The following is a 19713-nucleotide window of genomic DNA, read 5'->3' on the forward strand; positions in this document are numbered from 1 at the left end:
GCGGCCAACGGCCGCTCCTACAGCGTTTCTTTCTAGTTCCGCATTCATAATTCCGCATTCCACATTGCTCAAATCCCCCCCATACAGAGGTATTTGATCTCCAGGTAGTCATCGAGTCCGTACTTGGAGCCCTCCCGCCCCTGGCCGGACTGCTTGACGCCGCCGAAAGGCGCCATCTCGTTGGAGACGATACCCTCGTTGATGCCGACCATGCCGTATTCCAGGCCTTCGGCGACGCGCCAGATACGGCCGATATCGCGGGAGTAGAAATAGGAGGCGAGGCCGAACTCGGTATCGTTGGCCATGCGGATCACTTCTTCCTCGGTGGAGAACTTGAACAGCGGCGCCACCGGGCCAAAGATCTCTTCCTTGAACAGACGCATCTGCTCGTTGACGTCAGTCAAGACCGTGGGGGCGTAGAAGCATTCGCCGAGTGCGTTGGGTCCGCCCTTGACCGTCGGCACGGCGCCCTTCTGCAGCGCATCGTCCACCAGCTCCTGTACGCCCTTGACCGCCTTGCTGGTAATCATGGGGCCGACATCAGTGTCCTGGTCAAAACCACTGCCCATCTTCAGCGCATTGACCGCGGCGGTAAATTTCTGCGCGAACTCGTCGTAGACGCCTTCCTGCACAAAAATGCGGTTGGCGCAGACACAGGTCTGGCCGGCGTTGCGGTATTTGCAGATGATCGCGCCCTTCACCGCAGCATCGATATCCGCGTCGTCGAAGACGATGAAGGGTGCGTTGCCGCCCAGTTCCATCGAGGTCTTCTTGATCGTCTCCGCACACTGGGCCTGCAGTTGCCTGCCGACGGCGGTGGAGCCGGTGAAGGTGAACTTGCGCACCAGCGGGTTGGATGTCATTTCCGCACCGATTTCCCGCGCGCTCCTGCCGGCCACGACATTGAAGACACCGGCCGGAATGCCGGCCTCTTCCGCCAGCACCGCCAGCGCCAGTGCCGACAGTGGTGTTTCCGAGGCGGGCTTGGCCACGAAGGGACAGCCGGCGGCCAGCGCCGGGGCCATCTTGCGCGCGATCATCGCGCTGGGGAAGTTCCACGGGGTCACCGAACAGGTGACGCCGACAGCCTGCTTGATCACGACGATGCGCTTGTCCCTGGAGGGCGGCGCTATCACATCGCCGTAGACGCGCTTGGCTTCCTCGGAAAACCACTCGAGATAGTTGGCGCCGTAAACGATTTCGGTTTTCGCTTCGGACAGCGGCTTGCCCTGCTCGGCGGTGAGGATTTTCGCCAGGTCATCGGCGTTGTCGATGATCAGGTTGTACCAGCGCCGCAGGATCTTGGCGCGCTCCTTGACGGTGCTGTCGCGCCAGGCGGGCCAGGCCCTGTCCGCCGCCTCTATGGCACGGCGGGTCTCCGCCGCGCCCAGGTCGGCGATACTGGCGACGATCTCGCCATTCGCCGGGTTGGTGACATCGAAGGTTTCGCCGGAATCGGCGTCTATCCATTTGCCGTCCACGTAGGACTGGTTGCGCAGCAGTGAAGCGTTTTTCAGGTCCAGCATGGCGTTCTCCTTTCTTTGCCCTCTCCCCCGGCCCCTCTCCCGCAGGCGGGAGAGGGGGGCGCACAATCTGGCACCGGGGAAGTCTCGTCTAAAACCTCATCATTTATTTTTTCTTTTTCACAAACTTCATCAGGCGCCGCTTCTTCGCCTTTTGGCGGTCGGTCAATTTCTGCTTCTTGCCGGCATAGGGGTTGGTACCGGTGCGGAATTCGATCTTCACCGGGGTGCCGTGCAGGTCCAGCGCCTTGCGGAACGTTTTTTCCAGGTAGCGTACATAGTGCCCCGGCACCTGTTCGGTCTGATTGCCGTGAATCACAATTACCGGGGGGTTCTGGCCGCCGGCGTGGGCGTAGCGCAACTTGATGCGATTGCCGTGCACCAGCGGCGGCTGGTGCTCAGTCACCGCCCACTGCAGGATGCGCGTCAGGTGGTTGGTGGACAGCTTGTCGGTGGCGCTCTGGTAGGCCGACTCGATCGACTGGTACAGGTTGCCGACCCCGGTCCCGTGCAGCGCGGAAATAAAGTGGATATCCGCGAATTCGACGAAGCGCAGGCGCCGCTCCAGTTCCGTCTTCACGTATTCGCGGTGGTCGGCCTCTAGGCCGTCCCACTTGTTCAGTGCCACCACCAGCGCGCGGCCGGCCTGGATAACGCTGCCCATCAGGTGCATGTCCTGGTCCACCAGGCCCTCGCGGGCGTCGATCACCAGCACCACCACATTGGCGTCTTCCACCGCCTGCAGGGTTTTGACGATGGAGAACTTCTCCACCGACTCCTTGATGTTCTTGCGCCGGCGAATGCCCGCGGTGTCGATCAGGGTATAGGGTTTGTCGTCGCGCTGGTAGTTGATATAGACGCTGTCGCGGGTGGTGCCCGGCTGGTCGTAGACCACTACGCGGTCCTCGCCCAGCAGGCGGTTGACCAGGGTGGACTTGCCCACATTGGGGCGGCCGACGATGGCGATCTTGATGCCCGTCGCCTCCTCCTCTTCCACCGCTTCGGCCTGCTCCGGCAGGTCCGCGACCACGCGCTCCATCAGAGTGCGCACGCCGCGGCCGTGGGTGGCCGTGGTGGGAAAGAGTTCGCCGATACCCAGCTCGTAAAAGGGCGCCAGCGCGATATCCGGGTTGACCCCGTCGACCTTGTTGGCCACTAGGAATGTCGGTTTGGAGCGGGTGCGCAGCTGGTCGGCGATCATCTGGTCCGCGGGCGTCAGGCCGGCGCGGCAGTCGACCAGGAACAGCACGATATCCGCCTCCTCGATGGCCTGTATCGACTGCTGGGCCATGGCCGCGTCTATGCCCTCCTCGCCACCGCTGATACCGCCGGTGTCCACCAGGATCACCTTGCGGCCGTCGATCTCCGCCTCGCCGTACTTGCGGTCGCGGGTCAGGCCGGCGTAATTGGCCACCAGGGCGTCGCGACTCTTGGTGAGCCGGTTGAAGAGTGTGGATTTGCCCACATTGGGGCGCCCGACCAGGGCGATTACAGGAAGCATATATCTATTTTCTCGGGGCAAAATTGCTTTTGCCAGAAATGCGAACGCCCGCGGAGCGCGGGCGGTAATTACATCGGCGGGCCTGCGGCCCGCATGCGGAGCCAGAGCCTTCAGCGCTCCTAAAGAGCCTTCAGCGCTCTTAAGAGAGCCTTCAGCACCCTTGGTAGAGAGCCTTCAGCACCCTTGGTAGAGAGCCTTCAGCGCTCCTTGAATGGCTCCGCGGTCCCAGTTTACTGGCGGCGCTCCAGGCGTAGTGCCACCAGCTCGCCGTCGTCAGACAGCGCGAACAGCAGGTCGCCGTCCACCAGCAGCGGGATACGCACCGGGTCGCTGTCGATGCGCTTGCGGCCGACGAAGTTGCCGGTCGCGGGGTCCAGCGCGTGCAGGTAGCCCTCCAGATCGCCCACCACGACGACATCGCCGAAGTAGGCCGGACCGCTCAACGCGCGCCGCAGCAGCTCGTCGTTGCTCCAGACGATCTGGCCGTTGCCCACATTGTAGGCGTAGACACTGCCGGAGGCATCGCTCAAGTATACATTGCCCGCACCCACGGCGACGCTGTGGTTGGTGGAGGCGTCGCGCGCCCAGAGGCCGCGGCCGTCATCGCGGGACAGGGCCACGACGCGGCCCTGGTAGCTGGCGGCGAAGACGAGGTCGCCGCGCACAACCGGCGCGCCGTCGATGTCCACCACCCGCTCCAGCTCGGCGGAGCCCTGCGGAATGGCGACGCGCTGCTCCCAGCGCGGTACGCCGTCCCGCGCGTCCAGCGCAATCAGCTTGCCGTTGTCGAGGCCGGCGATCACGTTGCCGCCGCTGATCACCGGCGCCGCGGTGCCGCGCAGTGTCAATACGGGCAGTACCGTGCTGTGACTCCAGCGCTCTTCGCCGGAAGTGGCATCCAGGCCCACCAGCTTGCCGTCCACGGTTTGCACCACCACTACGCCGGAGCCGACTGCGGGCGCGGAGACCACTTCGCCGGACACCTGGTATTTCCACAGCTCGCTGCCGTCGTTCAGGTCGAGAGCGACCACGCGGCCGCGGTAATCCGCCACCACGGCGACACCCAGACCGACGCCGACGCCGCCGCTGAGCTCGACATCCAGCTCCGTCTTCCACTGGCGCTTGCCAGTGCTGCGGTCGAATGCGATGACGTCGCCGTCGCTGTTTGCCGCCACTATTCTGCCGGCGCCAATGCCCGGCTCCAGCATCGCGTAGCGCTTGACGTCGATGTCGCCGATATTGGTCGACCAGACTTCCTTCAGTTCGACACTGGCAGTGATGTCCACCAGCTCTAGCGGATCCGTATCTTCCTTCTCGTCATTGGAGGCGCAGGCGGCGAGTGCCACAGCCAGCGCGACGGCTAGGGCGCGGTTTGCCGCGCGGGAAAGGCATTTCATTGCTCGTCACCCTCCTCTGCCTGTGCCGGAGATGCCTGCTCGCTCTCGGTATCGGCGGCTCCGGCAGCCGCTTCGGCGCCGGCCAGGCTCTCGGCCTTGAGGCGCAGCAGTTGGGCGCTGCCCGCCTGCTCCGGCAGCAGTTGCGCCAGCGCCTGCTGGTACGCGGTGCGCGCACCCGCCTTATCGCCCTTTTGCAGCAGGATATCGCCACGGGTCTCGGCGTAGAGGGCCGCGAAAGACGGCGGCACATTGCCTTCGAGGAGTTTCAGCGCCTCGTCGGGCTTGCCGCGCGCGGCCACAATCGCCGCCAGGCGGCGCTTGGCCAGCAGCTGCAGCGCCGCCTCACCGGTATTGTCCAGAGCCCACTGCAGTTCTTTCTCGGCCACTTCCAGGTCGTTTGCTTCCGCCGCCAGTGCCGCGAGGCGCAGGGCTGCCTGGCTGGCGTAGATGCGCTTGGCATAGTCGGTCTTCAGCTGCTGGCCAATCGTCTTGGCGGTGGTCAGCTGCTTGTTGTCCGGCTGACCGTCATTGGCGGAGACCGCCGCGACAAATTCCTGGTACAGGTTGGAAGCCTCTTCCGCCTTGGCGCGCTCGGCGCCCTGCCACCACTGGAAACCGAAATAGCCGGCCAGCGCCAGCACCACGCCGGTCACTATCCCCTTGCCGTTTTCCGCCCACCAGCGCTTCAGCGACTCAATTTGTTCTTGTTCGGTAATGTGGTCAGCCATTGGGTAATTCGCCTTTCCTGAAATTTTTTAAGTCTTCCTGTAAGATCGCTCGATCGGGCTTTATCGCCAGCCTATAGATCGATCGCGGCCATGGGCGGATGGCCGCCCCGCCGCTCCTACGTGTTTCGTGTCAGCCCTGCAACAGTGCCGCCAGTTCGGCCAGCGCGACTGTCTGCTGCGGCTCGTCGGCGCGCAGGTATTTCACCGTGACGCGCCCGGCCGCGGCCTCGTCCTCGCCGATGATCAGCGCGTAATCGGCGCCGCTCTTGTCCGCCTTCTTCATCTGGCTCTTGAAGCTGCCGCCGCCGCAGTGGGTCTGCAGGCGCAGCCAGGGCAGCTCGTCGCGCAGCTGTTCCGCCGCAGCCAAAGCCGCCGATTGTACATCACCTACCGCCACCAGATAGGCATCCACCTGCTGTCCAAGCGTCTCCGGCAATACCGCGAGGGTTTCCAGCATCAGCACCAGTCGCTCGACGCCGAGGCCGAAACCCACTGCGGAGGTCGGCTTGCCGCCCATCTGCTCCACCAGGCCGTCGTAGCGCCCACCGGCACAGACGGTGCCCTGGGCGCCGAGGCTGTCGGTGACCCATTCGAACACCGTCTTGCCGTAGTAGTCGAGGCCGCGCACCAGTTTGGGGTTGATCTCGTAGGTCACCCCGGCCGCGTCCAGCAGCTGGCGCAACTGATCGAAGTGCGCCGCGGATTCTTCGTCGAGGAAGTCCAGTAGACAGGGCGCCGCCGCCAGCAGTTCCTGGGTCTGGGCGTTTTTGCTGTCGAGAATGCGCAACGGATTGCGCTCCAGGCGGCGCTGGCTGTCCTCGTCCAGCTGCTCGCGGCGGGCATCCAGGTATTCCACCAGCGCGTCGCGGTAGGCGGCGCGGCTGGCGGAATCCCCGAGGGAGTTCAGCTGCAGCTTCACGTGCTCGCCGATACCCAGCTGGCGCCACAGGCGCGCGGTCATGATCAGGATTTCCGCGTCTATGTCCGGCCCCTCGATGCCGAACACCTCGACACCGAACTGGTGAAACTGCCGCAGGCGGCCCTTCTGCGGGCGCTCGTAGCGGAACATGGGGCCGAAATACCACAGGCGCTGCGGCTGGCTCAGCAGGTTGTTCTGGATGGCCGCGCGCACGGTGCCCGCGGTGCCCTCCGGGCGCAGGGTGACGCTGTCACCGCTCTTGTCGTCGAAGGTGTACATCTCCTTTTCGACGATATCGGTGGCCTCGCCGACCGCGCGGCTGAACAGCTGGGTCGCTTCCAGATAGGGAGTGCGGATCTCGCTGTAGCCGTAGCGGGCAAAGAGTTCGCTCAGGGTAGATTCCACATACTGCCAGACCGGGGACTGTTCCGGCAGCAGGTCGTTCATGCCGCGTATTGCGCGAAGCTGTTTCAACGGTATTCCTTACTTTCCAACTCGTATCTATTCAACGCTTTTGCAGGACCGATGGCGCCGTGAATGTCGGGAACCGCCGGCCCAGGGCAACTCTGTAAGCAGAGCCTTTGGCGGCCCCGCTACCGGGAGTCATTCGCTCAACAGCCTCATCGGCAAATGTTTCCCGAATGACTCCCGATAGCAGGGCCTTCGCATTTGAATCCTGTGTTTTTTTCCAATCCCGCGTTTCAGGATTCACGCCTTGGCGATTATGTCCGCCTCGCGCTCGGCCTTGGCCGCGGCCTTTTCGCGAATCAGCCGCTCCAGGTCGTCGACCAGGTTGTCATTGGTGAACTTGCGGTTCGGCTGGCCGTCCACGTAGATGGCGTGACTCGGCGTGCCGCCGGCGAGCCCGATATCCGCCTCTTTCGCTTCGCCGGGGCCGTTGACGATGCAGCCGATCACCGCAACGTCCAAGGGCGTGGTGATGTCTTCCAGGCGCGCCTCCAGCTCGTTCATGGTTTTCACCACGTCGAAATTCTGCCGCGAACAGCTGGGACAGGCGATAAAGTTGATGCCCTTGGAGCGCAGGCGCAGGCTTTTAAGCAGGTCCCAGCCCACCTTCACCTCTTCCACCGGGTCCGCCGCCAGCGAAACCCTCAGGGTGTCGCCGATGCCGTCCAGCAGCAGCGCGCCGAGTCCGATCGCGGATTTGACCGTGCCCGAGCGCAGGCCGCCAGCCTCGGTGATGCCCAGGTGCAGCGGTTGTTCGATCTGCTGTGCCAGTTTGCGGTAGGCGGCGGTGGCCATAAAGATATCCGAGGCCTTTACGCTCACCTTGAAGTTGTGGAAATCCAGGCTGTCGAGGATTTCCACGTGGCGCAGCGCCGACTCCACCAGCGCGTCCGGGGTCGGCTCGCCGTATTTCTTCTGCAGATCCTTTTCCAGCGAGCCCGCGTTGACGCCGATGCGGATCGGGATATTCAGATCGCGGGCCTTGTCCACCACCGCGCGGATGCGCTTTTCGCGGCCGATATTGCCCGGGTTGATGCGCAGGCAGTCGACCCCAAGGTCCGCCACGCGCAGCGCGATCCGGTAGTCGAAGTGGATATCCGCTACCAGCGGCACGGTCACCTGCTTTTTGATCTCGCCGAAGGCCTCGGCCGCATCCATGGTCGGCACGGATACGCGCACTATGTCGGCACCGGCCTGTTGCAGGCGCTGTATCTGGTCGACAGTCGCGGCCACATCGCAGGTGTCGGTATTGGTCATGCTCTGCACCGAAATCGGTGCACCGCCGCCGACGGGCACATTGCCCACCATGATCTGGCGCGACACGCGGCGGACGATCGGTGACTCAAATTGCATAGGGCTGACCTGGCAGTTTTACTGACAAAATAGGAGGGGGATTATAAATGCGGAATGCGGACAAATCAGCAGGATAGCCGATTTAAACAGCCGAAGGCTGCCCCGCAAGGGGATGAAGTGCAGGGATCTACTTCATAAATGATGAATGCGGAATAGTTAGATACGTCCGCGGAGGCGGGATTTCCGACCATTCCGCATTCATCATTCCGCATTAATCCCCAACCGTCAGGCGGCGAGTGCGGCGGTTGCCGATGGGATCGCTGTCGATCAGCTCGCCCCTATAGCGCACCTGGGTGCTCTCGGCATTGCCGAGCATCAGCTGGAACGGCGGCTGGCCGGTCAGCAGAGCCTCCGACCCGGCGGGCTGCAGATTGGCCAGCAGCAGGGCTCCGGCGGCATCCTTCACTTCAACCCAGGCCTCTTCTTCAAAACTGAGCTGCAACTCAGCAGAACTCGCCGCTGCAGCCGCTTCAGCGCCGGGTTCGGGCGCTTCGGCTACCTCCGCCGCCGGCTCAGCCGGAGTGGGCACCGCGACGCTCTCCGCTTCCGCCGCCGCCACCTGGTCCGCAACGGGCTCTGCGGCAAGCGGCTCGCTCTCGGCGATTTCCGTGACCGCCGATTCGGCGAGACCATCCGCAGACTCGCCGCCTGCAACCCCGCCGTCCGCAACAGAGTAACCACCCCGGACTTCGTCATCACCGAAGTACGCATCTTCTCCGGCATGCTCCGGGGTCGGAGCACCCGGGATCGATTGCAGTGCCTCAGCGCCGGGGCTCGACGTTTGATCCGCGAGCGACGCCACCTGCATATCCTCGAAAGCGGGCTTTGCCGCGATTATCGCCGTCGGCGTCACGTCGCTCCCGTGCATCCACCAGAAGACAGCGCCGCCCACGATCAGCGGTATCAGAGCCAGCCCCCTCAGGCTGCGCTTGCGCTCCCGGATCACCATTCCGCGACTGACGTGCGCGACAATTTCTCTACTCGCCTCTTCAGCCGTGCAGTAACCGGCATAGGCCTGCAAAACCGGTTCCGCATCTGCGCCCAGCGCCTTACAGATGTTGCGGATATAGCCGCGCACATAGATGGGGCCGGGCAGGCGGTGGTAATCGTCGCGCTCCAGCAGTTCCAGCTTGTTGCCGGTCATGCACAGGCGGCGGGACAGTTCCTCGCGGCTGAGCCCGGCCATTTCCCGCGCGCGCCGCAGCTGGCTGCCGGGGGAGTTGTCGAGTACTTGCTCGCCGCTATCCAGCACGGACTCTTCGGCGATCTCGGAAATGTTATCCGTCATTGGCCATCATCTGTTGGTACTTCAGCGTTTCCGCCGAATAGGGATAGAGGTTTTTCAGCGCCAGGGCGTAACTCCGTTCCTTGTCCCGATTGCCAAAGATTTTCTCGAGGCGGATACCCAGCCACAGGGACTGCGGAATCTGCCGGTTATTTGCACTGTATCTGTCCAGGTAGTGCTTTGCCTGTACATAGTCACCGGCATCGAACTTTAGTTCCGCCAACTCCAGCAGAGCCTGCGGCAAGTCGGCGCTTAGTGCCAGCGCGCGGGTATACGCAGCTTCCGCCTCTTCCAGTTTACCGAGCCTGGCTGCAGTGCGGCCGTAGTTGGCCAGCGCGTAGGAGCGGCGGTTGTAGGTGAGATCTGCCGAGGCCTTCTTGAACTGCTCCAGCGCGTCTTCGTAGCGCTCCTGCTGGTAGAGGAAGACACCGTAGTTGGTGCGCGCCATCGAGAACTTGTCGTCGTAGCGCAGCGCGCTCTTGAAGTGCGATTCCGCCACCTTCAGCTCGCCATCGGCCTGGTACAGCAGGGCCAGACCGTGGTGGGCGAGCGGATTCTTCTTGCCCAGCTCCAGGGCCTTGTTGAAGTGGTGGCGTGCCGCTTCGCGGTTGTCACCGCTCTGCAGATAGCGCAGGCCCAGCTGCACGTGGGTCTCCAGCGCCTTTTCCAGGTTGACTTCCTGGCGCGGCGGAATGCCGGTGGTCACACAGCCACTCAGGCCGACACTGAGAATCAGCCCCAGCAGCAGGGTCGAGAATTTCGCGAACACAACATCACCCGTGTTTTTATAGTGCGTTTAGGAACGGCGGCGTTGTTCAGCCGACAATGCGGACCGGCCGCTCGGCATTGCGATAGCGTTCGGAGCGGCGCGTGCGGTCGTTGACACTGCCGGCCAGCTGGCCGCAGGCCGCGGCGATATCGTCGCCGCGGGTCGTACGCACGGTTACCGTATAACCTTTGTCCAACAAAATCTGTTGAAAGCGTCGCAAAGCGTTGTTGCTGACTCGCTGGTAGTCGGACAGCTCGAACGGGTTGAAGGGTATCAGATTTATCTTGACAGGCACATCGCGCAGCAACTCGGCCAGCTGCTCGGCGTGTTCCGGGCGGTCGTTGACCTCCCGAATCATGGTGTACTCGATGGTCATCTTGCGGTGGGTGTCCGGCATACGCTCGATATAGCGCTTGGCGCTGTCGAGCAGCATCGCGATCGGGTACTTCTTGTTGATCGGCACCAGCTCGTTGCGCAGCTCGTCATTCGGCGCGTGCAGGGAGATTGCCAGGCTCACGTCGGTCACGTCCGCGAGGCGGTCCAGTGCCGGCACCACGCCGGAGGTACTCAGGGTCACGCGGCGCTTGGAGATGCCGTAGGCATTGTCCTCCATCATCAGGTTCATCGCGTCGACCACGTTGTCGAAATTGAGCAGAGGCTCGCCCATGCCCATCATCACCACGTTGGTCACCTTACGCGGCCCTTTCGGCGCAAGCTGGCCGAAGGATTTGCAGGCGATCCACACCTGGCCGATGATCTCGGCCGCGGTCAGGTCGCGGTTGAAGCCCTGCTTGCCGGTGGCGCAGAAGCTGCAGTCCAGGGAGCAGCCCACCTGGGAGGACACGCACAATGTGCCGCGATCGCCATCGGGGATATAGACGGTCTCGATGGCATTGCCGCCCTCGACCTGTATCAGCCACTTGCGCGTGCCGTCGGCGGAGTCCCACTGGCCCAGCACTTCCGGCGCGCGGATCTCGGCCACTTCCGCCAGCTTCTGACGCAATGCCTTGCTGACATTGGTCATCTGCTCGAAGTCGTCCGCCCCGTTCTGGTGAATCCACTTCAGCACCTGAATGGCGCGGAAGCGCTTCTCGCCCAGCGATTCAAAAAACGCAGCCAGCTTGTCGACGGACAGGCCGAGCAGGTTGGTTTTGGACGTTTCGGTGATGCTCATGGATTCACTACCTTGGCCCTCAGGCCTTTGGACCGGTACCGCTAAGAGACTCCCGGGCGGCCCTGCTACTTAATGAGCCGAGCTAGGCTTCAGCCCAAATTGATCAAGCGCGCGGGCAGATCTCGTCGTCGGCGAAGAAGTAGCTTACTTCACGCGCGGCGGATTCGGCGGAGTCGGAACCGTGTACGGCATTGGCGTCGATGCTCTGGGCGAAATCGGCGCGGATGGTGCCCGGAGCAGCTTCCTGCGGGTTGGTGGCACCCATCAGGTCGCGGTTGGCCAGGATGGCGTTTTCGCCTTCCAGCACCTGAACCACAACCGGACCGGAAGTCATGAAATCGACCAGGTCTTTGAAGAAGGGACGCTCTTTGTGCTCGGCGTAGAAGCCCTCGGCCTTCTCGCGGGACAGCTGCTGCATTTTCATGGCAACGATACGCAGACCGGCTTTTTCGAAGCGGCTTTCGATTTCGCCGATAACATTCTTGGCTACCGCGTCCGGCTTGATAATGGAAAGGGTGCGTTCCAGGGCCATGGTTTTCTCCAGTTTGAGTTGTTGATACATACAAGAAGAGCAACCTGAATAGTTGCTCTTCCTTGGTATTCCATCGGCACCCTGCTTCAGGATGCTTAAAATTTGATCGCCGCATTGTTTGCGGCGGGCGGATTATACGGGTAATTGGTCGAGTTTTGTACTCAATTAGTACCCCGATCTAGCGCCGCCTCGTAGCGCTTCCCTTTAGCGCTCTCCTTTCGCACTGTCCTACTCCAGCTCCTCGATCCAGGCCGCCTGAATCGCCTCGAGGATCTTCTCGCCACAGCGGCCGGGATCGTCGTCGAAATCGGGCAGTTCCATGACCCAGTTGCGCAGATCGACAAAGTTGACCGTCAGCGGGTCCACATCCGGGTGCGCTTCCGACAGTTCTAGCGCGATATCGTGAATATCCGTCCACATCATAAAAGTGACTCTCCAGCTTCGACCGGTCAGTGCTTTTCCGAAACCTGGTTGATGGTGTACTTGGGAATCTCCACCACGAGATCCTCATCGTCCACGATCGCCTGACAGGACAGGCGCGACTCGGGCTCCAGCCCCCAGGCCTTGTCCAGCAGGTCCTCTTCCAGCTCGTCCGGCTCCTCGAGGGAATAGAAACCCTCGCGCACTATCACGTGACAGGTAGTGCAGGCACAGGATTTCTCACAGGCGTGTTCGATCTCGATGCCGTTCTCCAGCGCCGCATCACAGATGGTGACACCGCTCTCGACTTCCACCACCTTGCCCTCGGGGCAGATCTCGGCGTGGGGTAAAAACACAATTTTCGGCATGGGTTACCAACTCTCTAATGGTCTGGAACGCCGAACTCCAGCTCGGCACTCTCTCTTCCGGCCCCTCTCCCGAAATGGGGAAAGGGGCCAGAAAGGTTATTTATCAAATTCGTCCAGCGTATGACCCTGCATGGCGCGCTTGATGGAGGCATCCATGCGCCGCGCGGCGAAGGGCTCCGACAGCTGATTGAGTGCGTCTATGCGCCTGCGGATCTCCTCCACATCGCCGCCGTTGTGGGCCAGTCGCAGCCCCTCCATGGCCCTTTCCAGCGCGTTCAGCTCGCGTTCGTCGAGCAGTTCGGCCCCGTTCTCCTGCAGCGCCGCCAGCAGGCTCTCCAGGGCCCGCTCCGCTTCCACCTGCGCCTCGCGCAGTGCGCGCGCGGCGATATCCTCCGCCGCGTGCGCGTAGGACTCCTGCAACATCCGCGCAATTTCCCGGTCTTCCAGGCCGTAGGACGGCTTCACCGCCACATCAGCACTGACACCGCTGCTTTTTTCCATCGCGGTCACCGACAGCAGGCCGTCCGCATCCACCTGGAAGGTCACGCGGATATGCGCCGCACCGGCCACCATCGGCGGAATGCCGCGCAGCTCGAAGCGCGCCAGAGAGCGGCAGTCTTTCACCAGCTCGCGTTCGCCCTGTACCACGTGAATGGCCATGGCTGTCTGGCCGTCCCTGAAAGTGGTGAACTCCTGCGCCTTGGACACGGGGATGGTGGTGTTGCGCGCTATCAGCTTTTCGGTCAGGCCGCCCATGGTTTCGATACCCAGCGACAGCGGGATCACGTCCAGCAACAGCAGATCGTCCCGCGACTTGTTGCCCACCAGCACGTCCGCCTGCAGCGCCGCACCGATGGCCACCACCTGATCCGGGTCTATATCCGCGTGGGGCGCGCGGCCAAAATAGTCCTCGACCCGCTCGCGCACGCGCAGGGTGCGGGTGGAGCCGCCGACCAGCACGACTTCCTCGACATCGTCGACAGCCAGGCCGGCATCGCGCAGGGCGCGCCTGCAGGCGCGCAGTGTCTTGTCGATCAGCGGATCCAGCAGTTCCGCCATGGCGGCGCGATCCAGGGTGCCGCGCCAGTCGCCGTATCCGAGTTCCACCCGCTCCTGTAGTGCCAGGGACTCCTTGGCCTTGCAGGCGCTATCCAACAGCGCGCGCTGGGTGGCCACATCCAGGTCGGTGCCCAGGCCCGCCTGCAGCGCGATCCAGCCGGCGATCTCGCGGTCGAAGTCATCTCCACCGAGGGCCGTGTCGCCGCCGGTGGACAGCACCTCGAACACCCCGCGGGACAGGCGCAGTATAGAGATATCGAAAGTACCGCCGCCGAGGTCGTAGACCGCGACTATTTTGTCCCTGCCGTCGCCGCCCTCCTCGGTTCTATCCAGCCCGTAGGCCACCGCCGCCGCGGTCGGCTCGTTCAGCAGGCGCAACACCTTGAGACCGGCCAGCTGCGCCGCGTCCTTGGTGGCCTGGCGCTGCGCATCGTCGAAATAGGCCGGCACGGTGATCACCGCGCCGTCCAGTTCGCCGCCGAGGGCCGCGCGGCCGCGCCGCGCCAGCTCTTTCAGGATTTCCGCGGAGACCTGCACCGGGTTCACCGGGCCGGCAACGGTCTCTATCGCCGGCATGCCGCTATCGCCGTCGGCAAACTTGTACGGCAACTGCTCACCGAAGCTCTTCACATCCGCGATGCCGCGCCCCATCAGGCGCTTCACCGACAGCAGGGTGTTGTAGGGATCCGCACCGGCGCGTGTGCGCGCCGCGGTGCCCACGGTAATCGCGTCTTCACCGTAGTGCACTGCCGAGGGCAGTATCACGCTGCCGTCTTCCGCGGCTATGGCCTCTGCCGAACCGCTGCGCACCGTGGCCACCAGCGAATTGGTGGTACCCAGGTCTATGCCAACCGCGCGTTTGCGCTGGTGGGGTTCGGGAGTCTGGCCCGGTTCGGAAATCTGCAGTAATGCCATTATCAATCCAGTAAATCTTCTTCCAGTTCTTCCACCTGCCGCTGCAGCTTGCTCAGGAACTGCAGTTTGAGCAGGGAATCCTTGCCGGCCTGGAGATCGCCAGCGGCAAAGACCGCGGCGAAATGTTGCTGCTCGCCGGCAAAGAGGTCCCGCACCTCGCCGGCCAGCGCATCGAGTGCCGCGGCGGGGTCCGTCTCGTCGCGCACTTCTTCGAGGCGCTCGCGCAGCAGCATCTGCTGCATCAGGAACTCGGCATCGGCGGTGGTCTGCTCCGGACTCACTTCCACGCCGGCGAGCTTGAGCAGATAGCCGGCGCGCAGCACGGGCTCGCGCAGAGTCGTGTGCGCTTCATTGATACGCGCCGCGTACTGCATCGCCAGCAGCTGTTCGCGATCGGATTTCGCCGCGTACTTGTCCGGGTGAAATTCCCGCTGCAGCTCGCGATAGCGTTTGGACAAAGCCGCGCGATCAATCTCAAACGCGGGCCTGAGGCCGAATAATTCGAAATAAGTCTGCTTCAGTGACATATTCAATCACCCGGGCGAACACAGGGTTCGCCCCTACATGGCGGGCCCGCGGCCCGCGTGCCGAGCCGGGGCTCGGCGCTCCCGGCGGTTCCGGATCCCGAACATATTAAAAAGGCCGGCGTGCGCGACGCACCCGGCCTTGCTGTGGCGAGGGCTGATCAAACGTGAAAGCTTTCGCCGCAGCCGCACGCGTTCTTCACATTCGGATTGGAGAACGCAAAACCCTCATTCAACCCTTCCTTGACGAAATCAAGTTCGGTGCCGTCCAGGTAGACGAGACTCTTCGGGTCCACGATCAGCTTTACACCGTTCTGCTCGAACACCACATCATCCGGCTCCGATTCGTCGACAAACTCAAGCACATAGGCGAGACCGGAACAGCCGGCGGTCTTCACGCCGACGCGGATGCCGATACCCTTGCCGCGCTTGGCGAGCTGGCGCTGGATATGCGCCTGCGCCGCCTCTGTCATGGTAATAGCCAAAACAATACCTTTACTGCTTGCGGGCCTCACTGCCCAATGGACTTAACCGGCCGCTTCTTCCCTGGTACCACCGGCGTCGGTCAGCTGGCCGCGCTTTTCGCGGATATTGCGCACCGCCGCCTTGATGGCATCTTCCGCCAGAACGGAACAGTGAATCTTCACCGGCGGCAGCGCCAGCTCTTCGGCGATCGCGGTGTTCTTGATCTGCTCGGCTTCGTCGAGAGTCTTGCCTTTCACCCACTCCGTCAGCAGCGAGCTGGAGGCGATGGCGGAGCCACAGCCGTAGGTCTTGAACTTGGCGTCCTCGATCACACCGTTTTCATTCACCTGGATCTGCAGGCGCATCACGTCGCCACAGGCGGGCGCGCCGACCATGCCGGTGCCGACATTGTCCGACTTGTCATCCAGACGCCCGACATTGCGGGGGTGTTCGTAGTGGTCGATAACTTTATCGCTATAGGCCATGTCTATTCTCCTAACTCATCATTTCTAAAAGTGGTCTCAAAGCGTAGCGAGCGAGTGCCAGGCGGTGGCCGCCGGAACGGAGGCACCGGAGTGTACACGGCAGTACATGAGGGTGCCGACCGGGCTGGCGCACCAGCACCGCCGAACGCCGCCTGGCGCACGCGCAGTAGCTTTGCGGCCACTTTTAGTGGGCCGCCCACTCAATGGTATTGAGATCGATACCGTCTTTGTACATATCCCAGAGCGGCGACAGCTCGCGCAGTTTCTCCACCGCCTTGCGCACTTCCGCGGCGGCAGTGTCCACGTCCTGCTCGCTGGTGAAGCGGCCGAAGCTGAAGCGCAGAGAGCTGTGGGCCAGCTCGTCGTTCACGCCGAGGGCGCGCAGCACGTAGCTGGGCTCCAGGCTGGCCGAAGTACAGGCGGAACCGGAGGAAATCGCCAGGTCGCGCAGCGACATGATCAGGCTCTCACCCTCGACGAAGGCAAAGCTCACGTTCAGGTTGCCGGCCACGCGCTGTTCGACGGAACCGTTGATATGTACCTCTTCCATGTCCTTGATCTGGTCCCAGAAGCGGTTGCGCAGGCTCAGCAGGCGCTTGGACTCCTCGGCCATCTCCTCTTTGGCGATGCGGAAGGCCTCGCCCATGCCGACGGCCTGATGGGTCGGCAGTGTGCCGGAGCGCATGCCGCGCTCGTGGCCGCCGCCGTGCATCTGCGCTTCGAGACGCACGCGCGGCTTGCGGCGCACGTACAGGGCGCCGATACCCTTGGGGCCGTAAACCTTGTGGGCGGAGAAGGACATCAGGTCGACTTTCAGCGTTTCCAGGTCGATCGGCAGCTTGCCGGCACTCTGCGCCGCGTCCACGTGGAAGACTATTTTTTTCGCGCGAAGGATTTCGCCGATGGCGGCGATATCGTTGATCACGCCGATCTCGTTGTTCACGTGCATCAGGCTGACCAGAATGGTGTCGTCCCGCAGCGCCTCTTCCACCTGCTCCGGGTGGACTATGCCGTCAGCGCGCGGATTCAGGTAGGTGACCTCGAAGCCCTCGCGCTCCAGCTGGCGGCAGGTGTCCAGCACCGCCTTGTGTTCGATCTTGGAGGTGATGATGTGCTTGCCCCTGCCCTGGTAGAAGTGGGCTGCACCCTTGATCGCCAGGTTGTCGGACTCGGTGGCGCCGCTGGTCCAGACGATTTCGCGCGGGTCGGCATTGACCAGCTCGGCCACGTGGCGACGCGCTTCCTCAACCGCCTCTTCGGCCTTCCAGCCGAACAGGTGCGAGCGCGACGCCGGGTTGCCGAAATTGCCCTCCATCGTCAGCTGCTCCGCCATCTTGGCGGCGACGCGCGGGTCCACCGGGCAGGTAGCTGAGTAATCCAGGTAGATGGGAAGCTTCATAGTCATACCGTTTCCGCTCAATAACTCTTTAAATCTCGCTGCCGGGCCTGTACGAGCCCCGGCGATTACAGTCCGCCGAGCACGGCGACCCGCTCTTCCGGCGCTTCGCGCATATCCTGGCGGCGCGCCACTTCCTGCACTTCCGCCCGCGCCACCAGATTGGCGAGGCTGATACCGCTCAGGAAGTTGTGGATCTGTTCGCTCAGGTCAGACCATAGATAGTGGGTCAGGCACTGCTCGCCACCGGCGCAATCCGCGTTGCCGCCACAGCTGGTGGCATCCACCGATTCGTTGACCGCATCGACTATCTGCGCGACGAAAATCTGATCGCCGGACCGCGCCAGGCGGTAACCGCCGCCGGGGCCGCGCACGCTGGAGACCAGACCGGACTGGCGCAGGCGGGAGAACAGCTGCTCCAGATAGGACAGGGAAATGCCCTGGCGCTTGGAGATGTCCGCCAGGCTGATCGGACCGCGATCGGCGTGTAACGCCAGATCCAGCATTGCTGTGACCGCATAGCGGCCCTTGGTTGTCAAACGCATATCAGCTCCCGACTGATCTACAGCCCATTTCCGATCGGGGCGCGAGTATGGAATAACCCAGCAGGTCAGTCAAGTATATAACCCCTGACGACACTCAGGTATTGACCCTAATCCGGGCGACCCTTGCCACCGGTCTTGTGGATGTAGTTCTGGATCGCCGTCAGCCAGCCGCGCAGTATGCCCAGCTCCATATCGTCCGGGCGCACGCGACTGAACAGTCTCCGCAAACGGGTCATAGTCTGGCGCGGGTTGTCCGGATCGATAAAGCCTATCTGCCCCAGCGCCTGTTGCAGGTGCTCGAAGTAGAGCTCCATATCGCTGGCCTTGGCCGGGGGGCGATCCCAGTCGGCGTAACTCAGTTCCGCGCCCTTCTCCGCCTCGAGCGCCGCCACCCGCACCTCGTAGGCCAGCACCTGTACTGCCGTGGCCAGGTTCAGGGAGCTGTAGTCCGGATTGGCGGGAATATGCACGTGGAAATTACAGGCCTGCAACTCCTCATTGGTCAAGCCCCGGTCCTCGCGGCCGAATACCAGCGCCACCGGGTGGGTGGATGCCTCCGCTGCAGTACGCTGGCCGCACTGGCGCGGCGTCAACAGCGGCCAGGGGATGCGGCGCTCACGCGCGCTGGTGGCCACCACCAGACCACAGTCGGCCACCGCCTCTTCCAGGGTGTCCACTACGACCGCCTTATCCAGCAGATCCGCGGCACCAGCCGCGCGCCAGACGGCGTTGGCGGCGGGAAACTCCCGCGGCGCCACCAGATAGAGCTGGCTCAACCCCATATTCTTCAGTGCGCGCGCAGCGCCGCCGATATTGCCGGGGTGGGCAGTGTTCACCAGCACCACGCGCACATTGTCGAGGGCGGTAAGGGAAGCGGTGTCGAGAGGAGACTTGGCCATACTGTACGAATGTGTCGAATCTAGGTATCGGGATAGCGCGGGCGCGCGAGTGTAGCAAAGATGAGCGGGAATCCCTACAATCGCACCCGCCCGGCCGGCCCGGGCGCGCTTTTTAATCTCTTCAACTTCTTAGTGCGGAATAGTTATGGAACCCATGCTGAATATTGCCCTGCGCGCGGCGCGCAAGGCCGGTGAACTGATCGAACGAGCCTGGGAGCGCGGCGACCTGATGAAGTTTGAGGAGAAGTCCCGCAACGATTTCGTCACCGAAGTGGACAAGGCCAGCGAGCAGGAGATCATCTACCACCTGCGCAAGGCCTACCCCAAGCACAGCATCCTCGGCGAAGAGAGCGGCCTGCAGGAAGGCGCCGAGCCGGATTACGAGTGGATCATCGATCCCCTCGACGGCACCACCAACTTCATTCACGGCGTCCCCCAGTTTGCGGTATCCATCGCCTGCCGCTACCGCGGCCGTATCGAGCACGCGGTGGTGCTGGACCCGATCAAACGCGAAGAATTCACTGCCAGTCGTGGTCGCGGCGCTGCCCTGAATGGTCGACGTATCCGCGTGTCCCCGCGCCAAAACATGCGCGGCGCCCTGATCGGCACCGGCCTGCCATTCAACGGCCCGGCACTGGAGAACATCGATCCCTACCTGGCGGCACTGAAAGAGATTGCCGGACAGACCGCCGGCATCCGCCGCCCGGGTGCGGCGGCGCTGGACCTGGCCTATGTGGCCGCCGGACGTTTTGACGGTTTCTGGGAAATGTACCTGAACACCTGGGATATCGCCGCCGGCTCACTGCTGGTGAAAGAGGCCGGCGGCCTGATCAGCGACTTCCGCGGCGGCGAGGATTACCTGGACTCGGGCCACCTGGTGTGTGCCACGCCCAAGGTATTCAAGCCGCTGCTGCAGATTGTCGGCAAGCACCTGGGCGGCGTGCGCTAGCCGGGAGCACCGAGCCCCAGCCCGGCAGACGGGCCGCAG

At 63.1% G+C, this 19713-nt stretch carries 20 protein-coding genes; 1 reads left to right on the forward strand and 19 read right to left on the reverse strand.

Annotated elements, in window-relative coordinates; all coding sequences use genetic code 11:
* Nucleotides 1-68: 68 nt before the first annotated feature.
* The 19 genes from RRF64_RS16810 to trmJ all read right to left on the reverse strand — a co-directional run bounded on the left by RRF64_RS16810 (nt 69) and on the right by trmJ (nt 18725).
* A complete protein-coding gene (locus tag RRF64_RS16810) occupies nt 69-1526 on the reverse strand; it encodes an NAD-dependent succinate-semialdehyde dehydrogenase (RefSeq protein ID WP_323847081.1) in 1458 nt (485 codons plus the stop codon).
* A gap of 103 nt (nt 1527-1629) precedes the next feature.
* Entirely contained in the window at nt 1630-3024 is a 1395-nt protein-coding gene (gene der / locus RRF64_RS16815) for a ribosome biogenesis GTPase Der (protein ID WP_323847082.1), read from the reverse strand.
* A 230-nt stretch (nt 3025-3254) separates the two neighbouring features.
* Nucleotides 3255-4421: an outer membrane protein assembly factor BamB gene (gene bamB / locus RRF64_RS16820; RefSeq protein WP_323847083.1), complete on the reverse strand. Its 1167-nt coding sequence runs from the start codon at nt 4419-4421 to the stop codon at nt 3255-3257.
* The gene (locus RRF64_RS16825) at nt 4418-5149 is read right to left on the reverse strand and encodes a YfgM family protein (RefSeq protein ID WP_323847084.1); all 732 of its coding nucleotides are present in this window, start codon (nt 5147-5149) and stop codon (nt 4418-4420) included. The genes bamB and RRF64_RS16825 overlap by 4 nt, the downstream gene beginning before the upstream one ends.
* A gap of 130 nt (nt 5150-5279) precedes the next feature.
* Nucleotides 5280-6542, reverse strand: a complete 1263-nt coding sequence (gene hisS / locus RRF64_RS16830; RefSeq protein ID WP_323847085.1) for a histidine--tRNA ligase — start codon at nt 6540-6542, stop codon at nt 5280-5282.
* Nucleotides 6543-6776: 234 nt separating this feature from the next.
* Nucleotides 6777-7889: a flavodoxin-dependent (E)-4-hydroxy-3-methylbut-2-enyl-diphosphate synthase gene (gene ispG / locus RRF64_RS16835; RefSeq protein ID WP_323847086.1), complete on the reverse strand. Its 1113-nt coding sequence runs from the start codon at nt 7887-7889 to the stop codon at nt 6777-6779.
* Between the two features lie 211 nt (nt 7890-8100).
* Nucleotides 8101-9177, reverse strand: coding sequence for a RodZ domain-containing protein (locus RRF64_RS16840; protein WP_323847087.1), 1077 nt, complete (start codon nt 9175-9177; stop codon nt 8101-8103).
* A complete protein-coding gene (gene pilW, locus RRF64_RS16845) occupies nt 9167-9943 on the reverse strand; it encodes a type IV pilus biogenesis/stability protein PilW (protein WP_323847088.1) in 777 nt (258 codons plus the stop codon). Before pilW ends, RRF64_RS16840 begins: the two co-directional genes overlap by 11 nt.
* A 46-nt stretch (nt 9944-9989) precedes the next feature.
* On the reverse strand, nt 9990-11117 hold the full coding sequence (gene rlmN, locus RRF64_RS16850) for a dual-specificity RNA methyltransferase RlmN (RefSeq protein ID WP_323847089.1): 1128 nt from the start codon (nt 11115-11117) through the stop codon (nt 9990-9992).
* 103 nt (nt 11118-11220) lie between these two features.
* The gene (ndk, locus tag RRF64_RS16855) at nt 11221-11649 is read right to left on the reverse strand and encodes a nucleoside-diphosphate kinase (RefSeq protein ID WP_323847162.1); all 429 of its coding nucleotides are present in this window, start codon (nt 11647-11649) and stop codon (nt 11221-11223) included.
* Between the two features lie 228 nt (nt 11650-11877).
* Entirely contained in the window at nt 11878-12072 is a 195-nt protein-coding gene (gene iscX, locus RRF64_RS16860) for a Fe-S cluster assembly protein IscX (RefSeq protein ID WP_323847090.1), read from the reverse strand.
* Nucleotides 12073-12098: 26 nt separating this feature from the next.
* The gene (gene fdx / locus RRF64_RS16865) at nt 12099-12437 is read right to left on the reverse strand and encodes an ISC system 2Fe-2S type ferredoxin (protein WP_323847091.1); all 339 of its coding nucleotides are present in this window, start codon (nt 12435-12437) and stop codon (nt 12099-12101) included.
* 96 nt (nt 12438-12533) lie between these two features.
* The gene (gene hscA, locus RRF64_RS16870) at nt 12534-14411 is read right to left on the reverse strand and encodes a Fe-S protein assembly chaperone HscA (RefSeq protein ID WP_323847092.1); all 1878 of its coding nucleotides are present in this window, start codon (nt 14409-14411) and stop codon (nt 12534-12536) included.
* Nucleotides 14412-14413: 2 nt separating this feature from the next.
* On the reverse strand, nt 14414-14938 hold the full coding sequence (gene hscB / locus RRF64_RS16875) for a Fe-S protein assembly co-chaperone HscB (protein WP_323847093.1): 525 nt from the start codon (nt 14936-14938) through the stop codon (nt 14414-14416).
* A 158-nt stretch (nt 14939-15096) separates the two neighbouring features.
* Nucleotides 15097-15420 carry an iron-sulfur cluster assembly protein IscA gene (gene iscA / locus RRF64_RS16880; RefSeq protein WP_323847094.1) on the reverse strand — a complete coding sequence of 108 codons (324 nt, stop codon included), beginning with the start codon at nt 15418-15420 and terminating at the stop codon, nt 15097-15099.
* A gap of 42 nt (nt 15421-15462) precedes the next feature.
* The gene (iscU, locus tag RRF64_RS16885; protein WP_323847095.1) at nt 15463-15885 is read right to left on the reverse strand and encodes a Fe-S cluster assembly scaffold IscU; all 423 of its coding nucleotides are present in this window, start codon (nt 15883-15885) and stop codon (nt 15463-15465) included.
* A 184-nt stretch (nt 15886-16069) separates the two neighbouring features.
* Nucleotides 16070-17284 (reverse strand): IscS subfamily cysteine desulfurase, encoded by a 1215-nt coding sequence (locus tag RRF64_RS16890; RefSeq protein ID WP_323847163.1) that lies wholly within the window; start codon nt 17282-17284, stop codon nt 16070-16072.
* 65 nt (nt 17285-17349) lie between these two features.
* Entirely contained in the window at nt 17350-17826 is a 477-nt protein-coding gene (iscR, locus tag RRF64_RS16895) for a Fe-S cluster assembly transcriptional regulator IscR (RefSeq protein WP_323847096.1), read from the reverse strand.
* A 107-nt stretch (nt 17827-17933) separates the two neighbouring features.
* Nucleotides 17934-18725, reverse strand: coding sequence for a tRNA (cytosine(32)/uridine(32)-2'-O)-methyltransferase TrmJ (trmJ, locus tag RRF64_RS16900; RefSeq protein ID WP_323847097.1), 792 nt, complete (start codon nt 18723-18725; stop codon nt 17934-17936).
* A gap of 145 nt (nt 18726-18870) precedes the next feature.
* Here trmJ and RRF64_RS16905 point away from each other — a divergent pair, with 145 nt between their 5' ends.
* The gene (locus tag RRF64_RS16905; RefSeq protein WP_323847098.1) at nt 18871-19674 is read left to right on the forward strand and encodes an inositol monophosphatase family protein; all 804 of its coding nucleotides are present in this window, start codon (nt 18871-18873) and stop codon (nt 19672-19674) included.
* Nucleotides 19675-19713: the final 39 nt, after the last annotated feature.

The organism is Microbulbifer magnicolonia (assembly GCF_035117725.1).
Lineage (GTDB): Bacteria > Pseudomonadota > Gammaproteobacteria > Pseudomonadales > Cellvibrionaceae > Microbulbifer > Microbulbifer magnicolonia.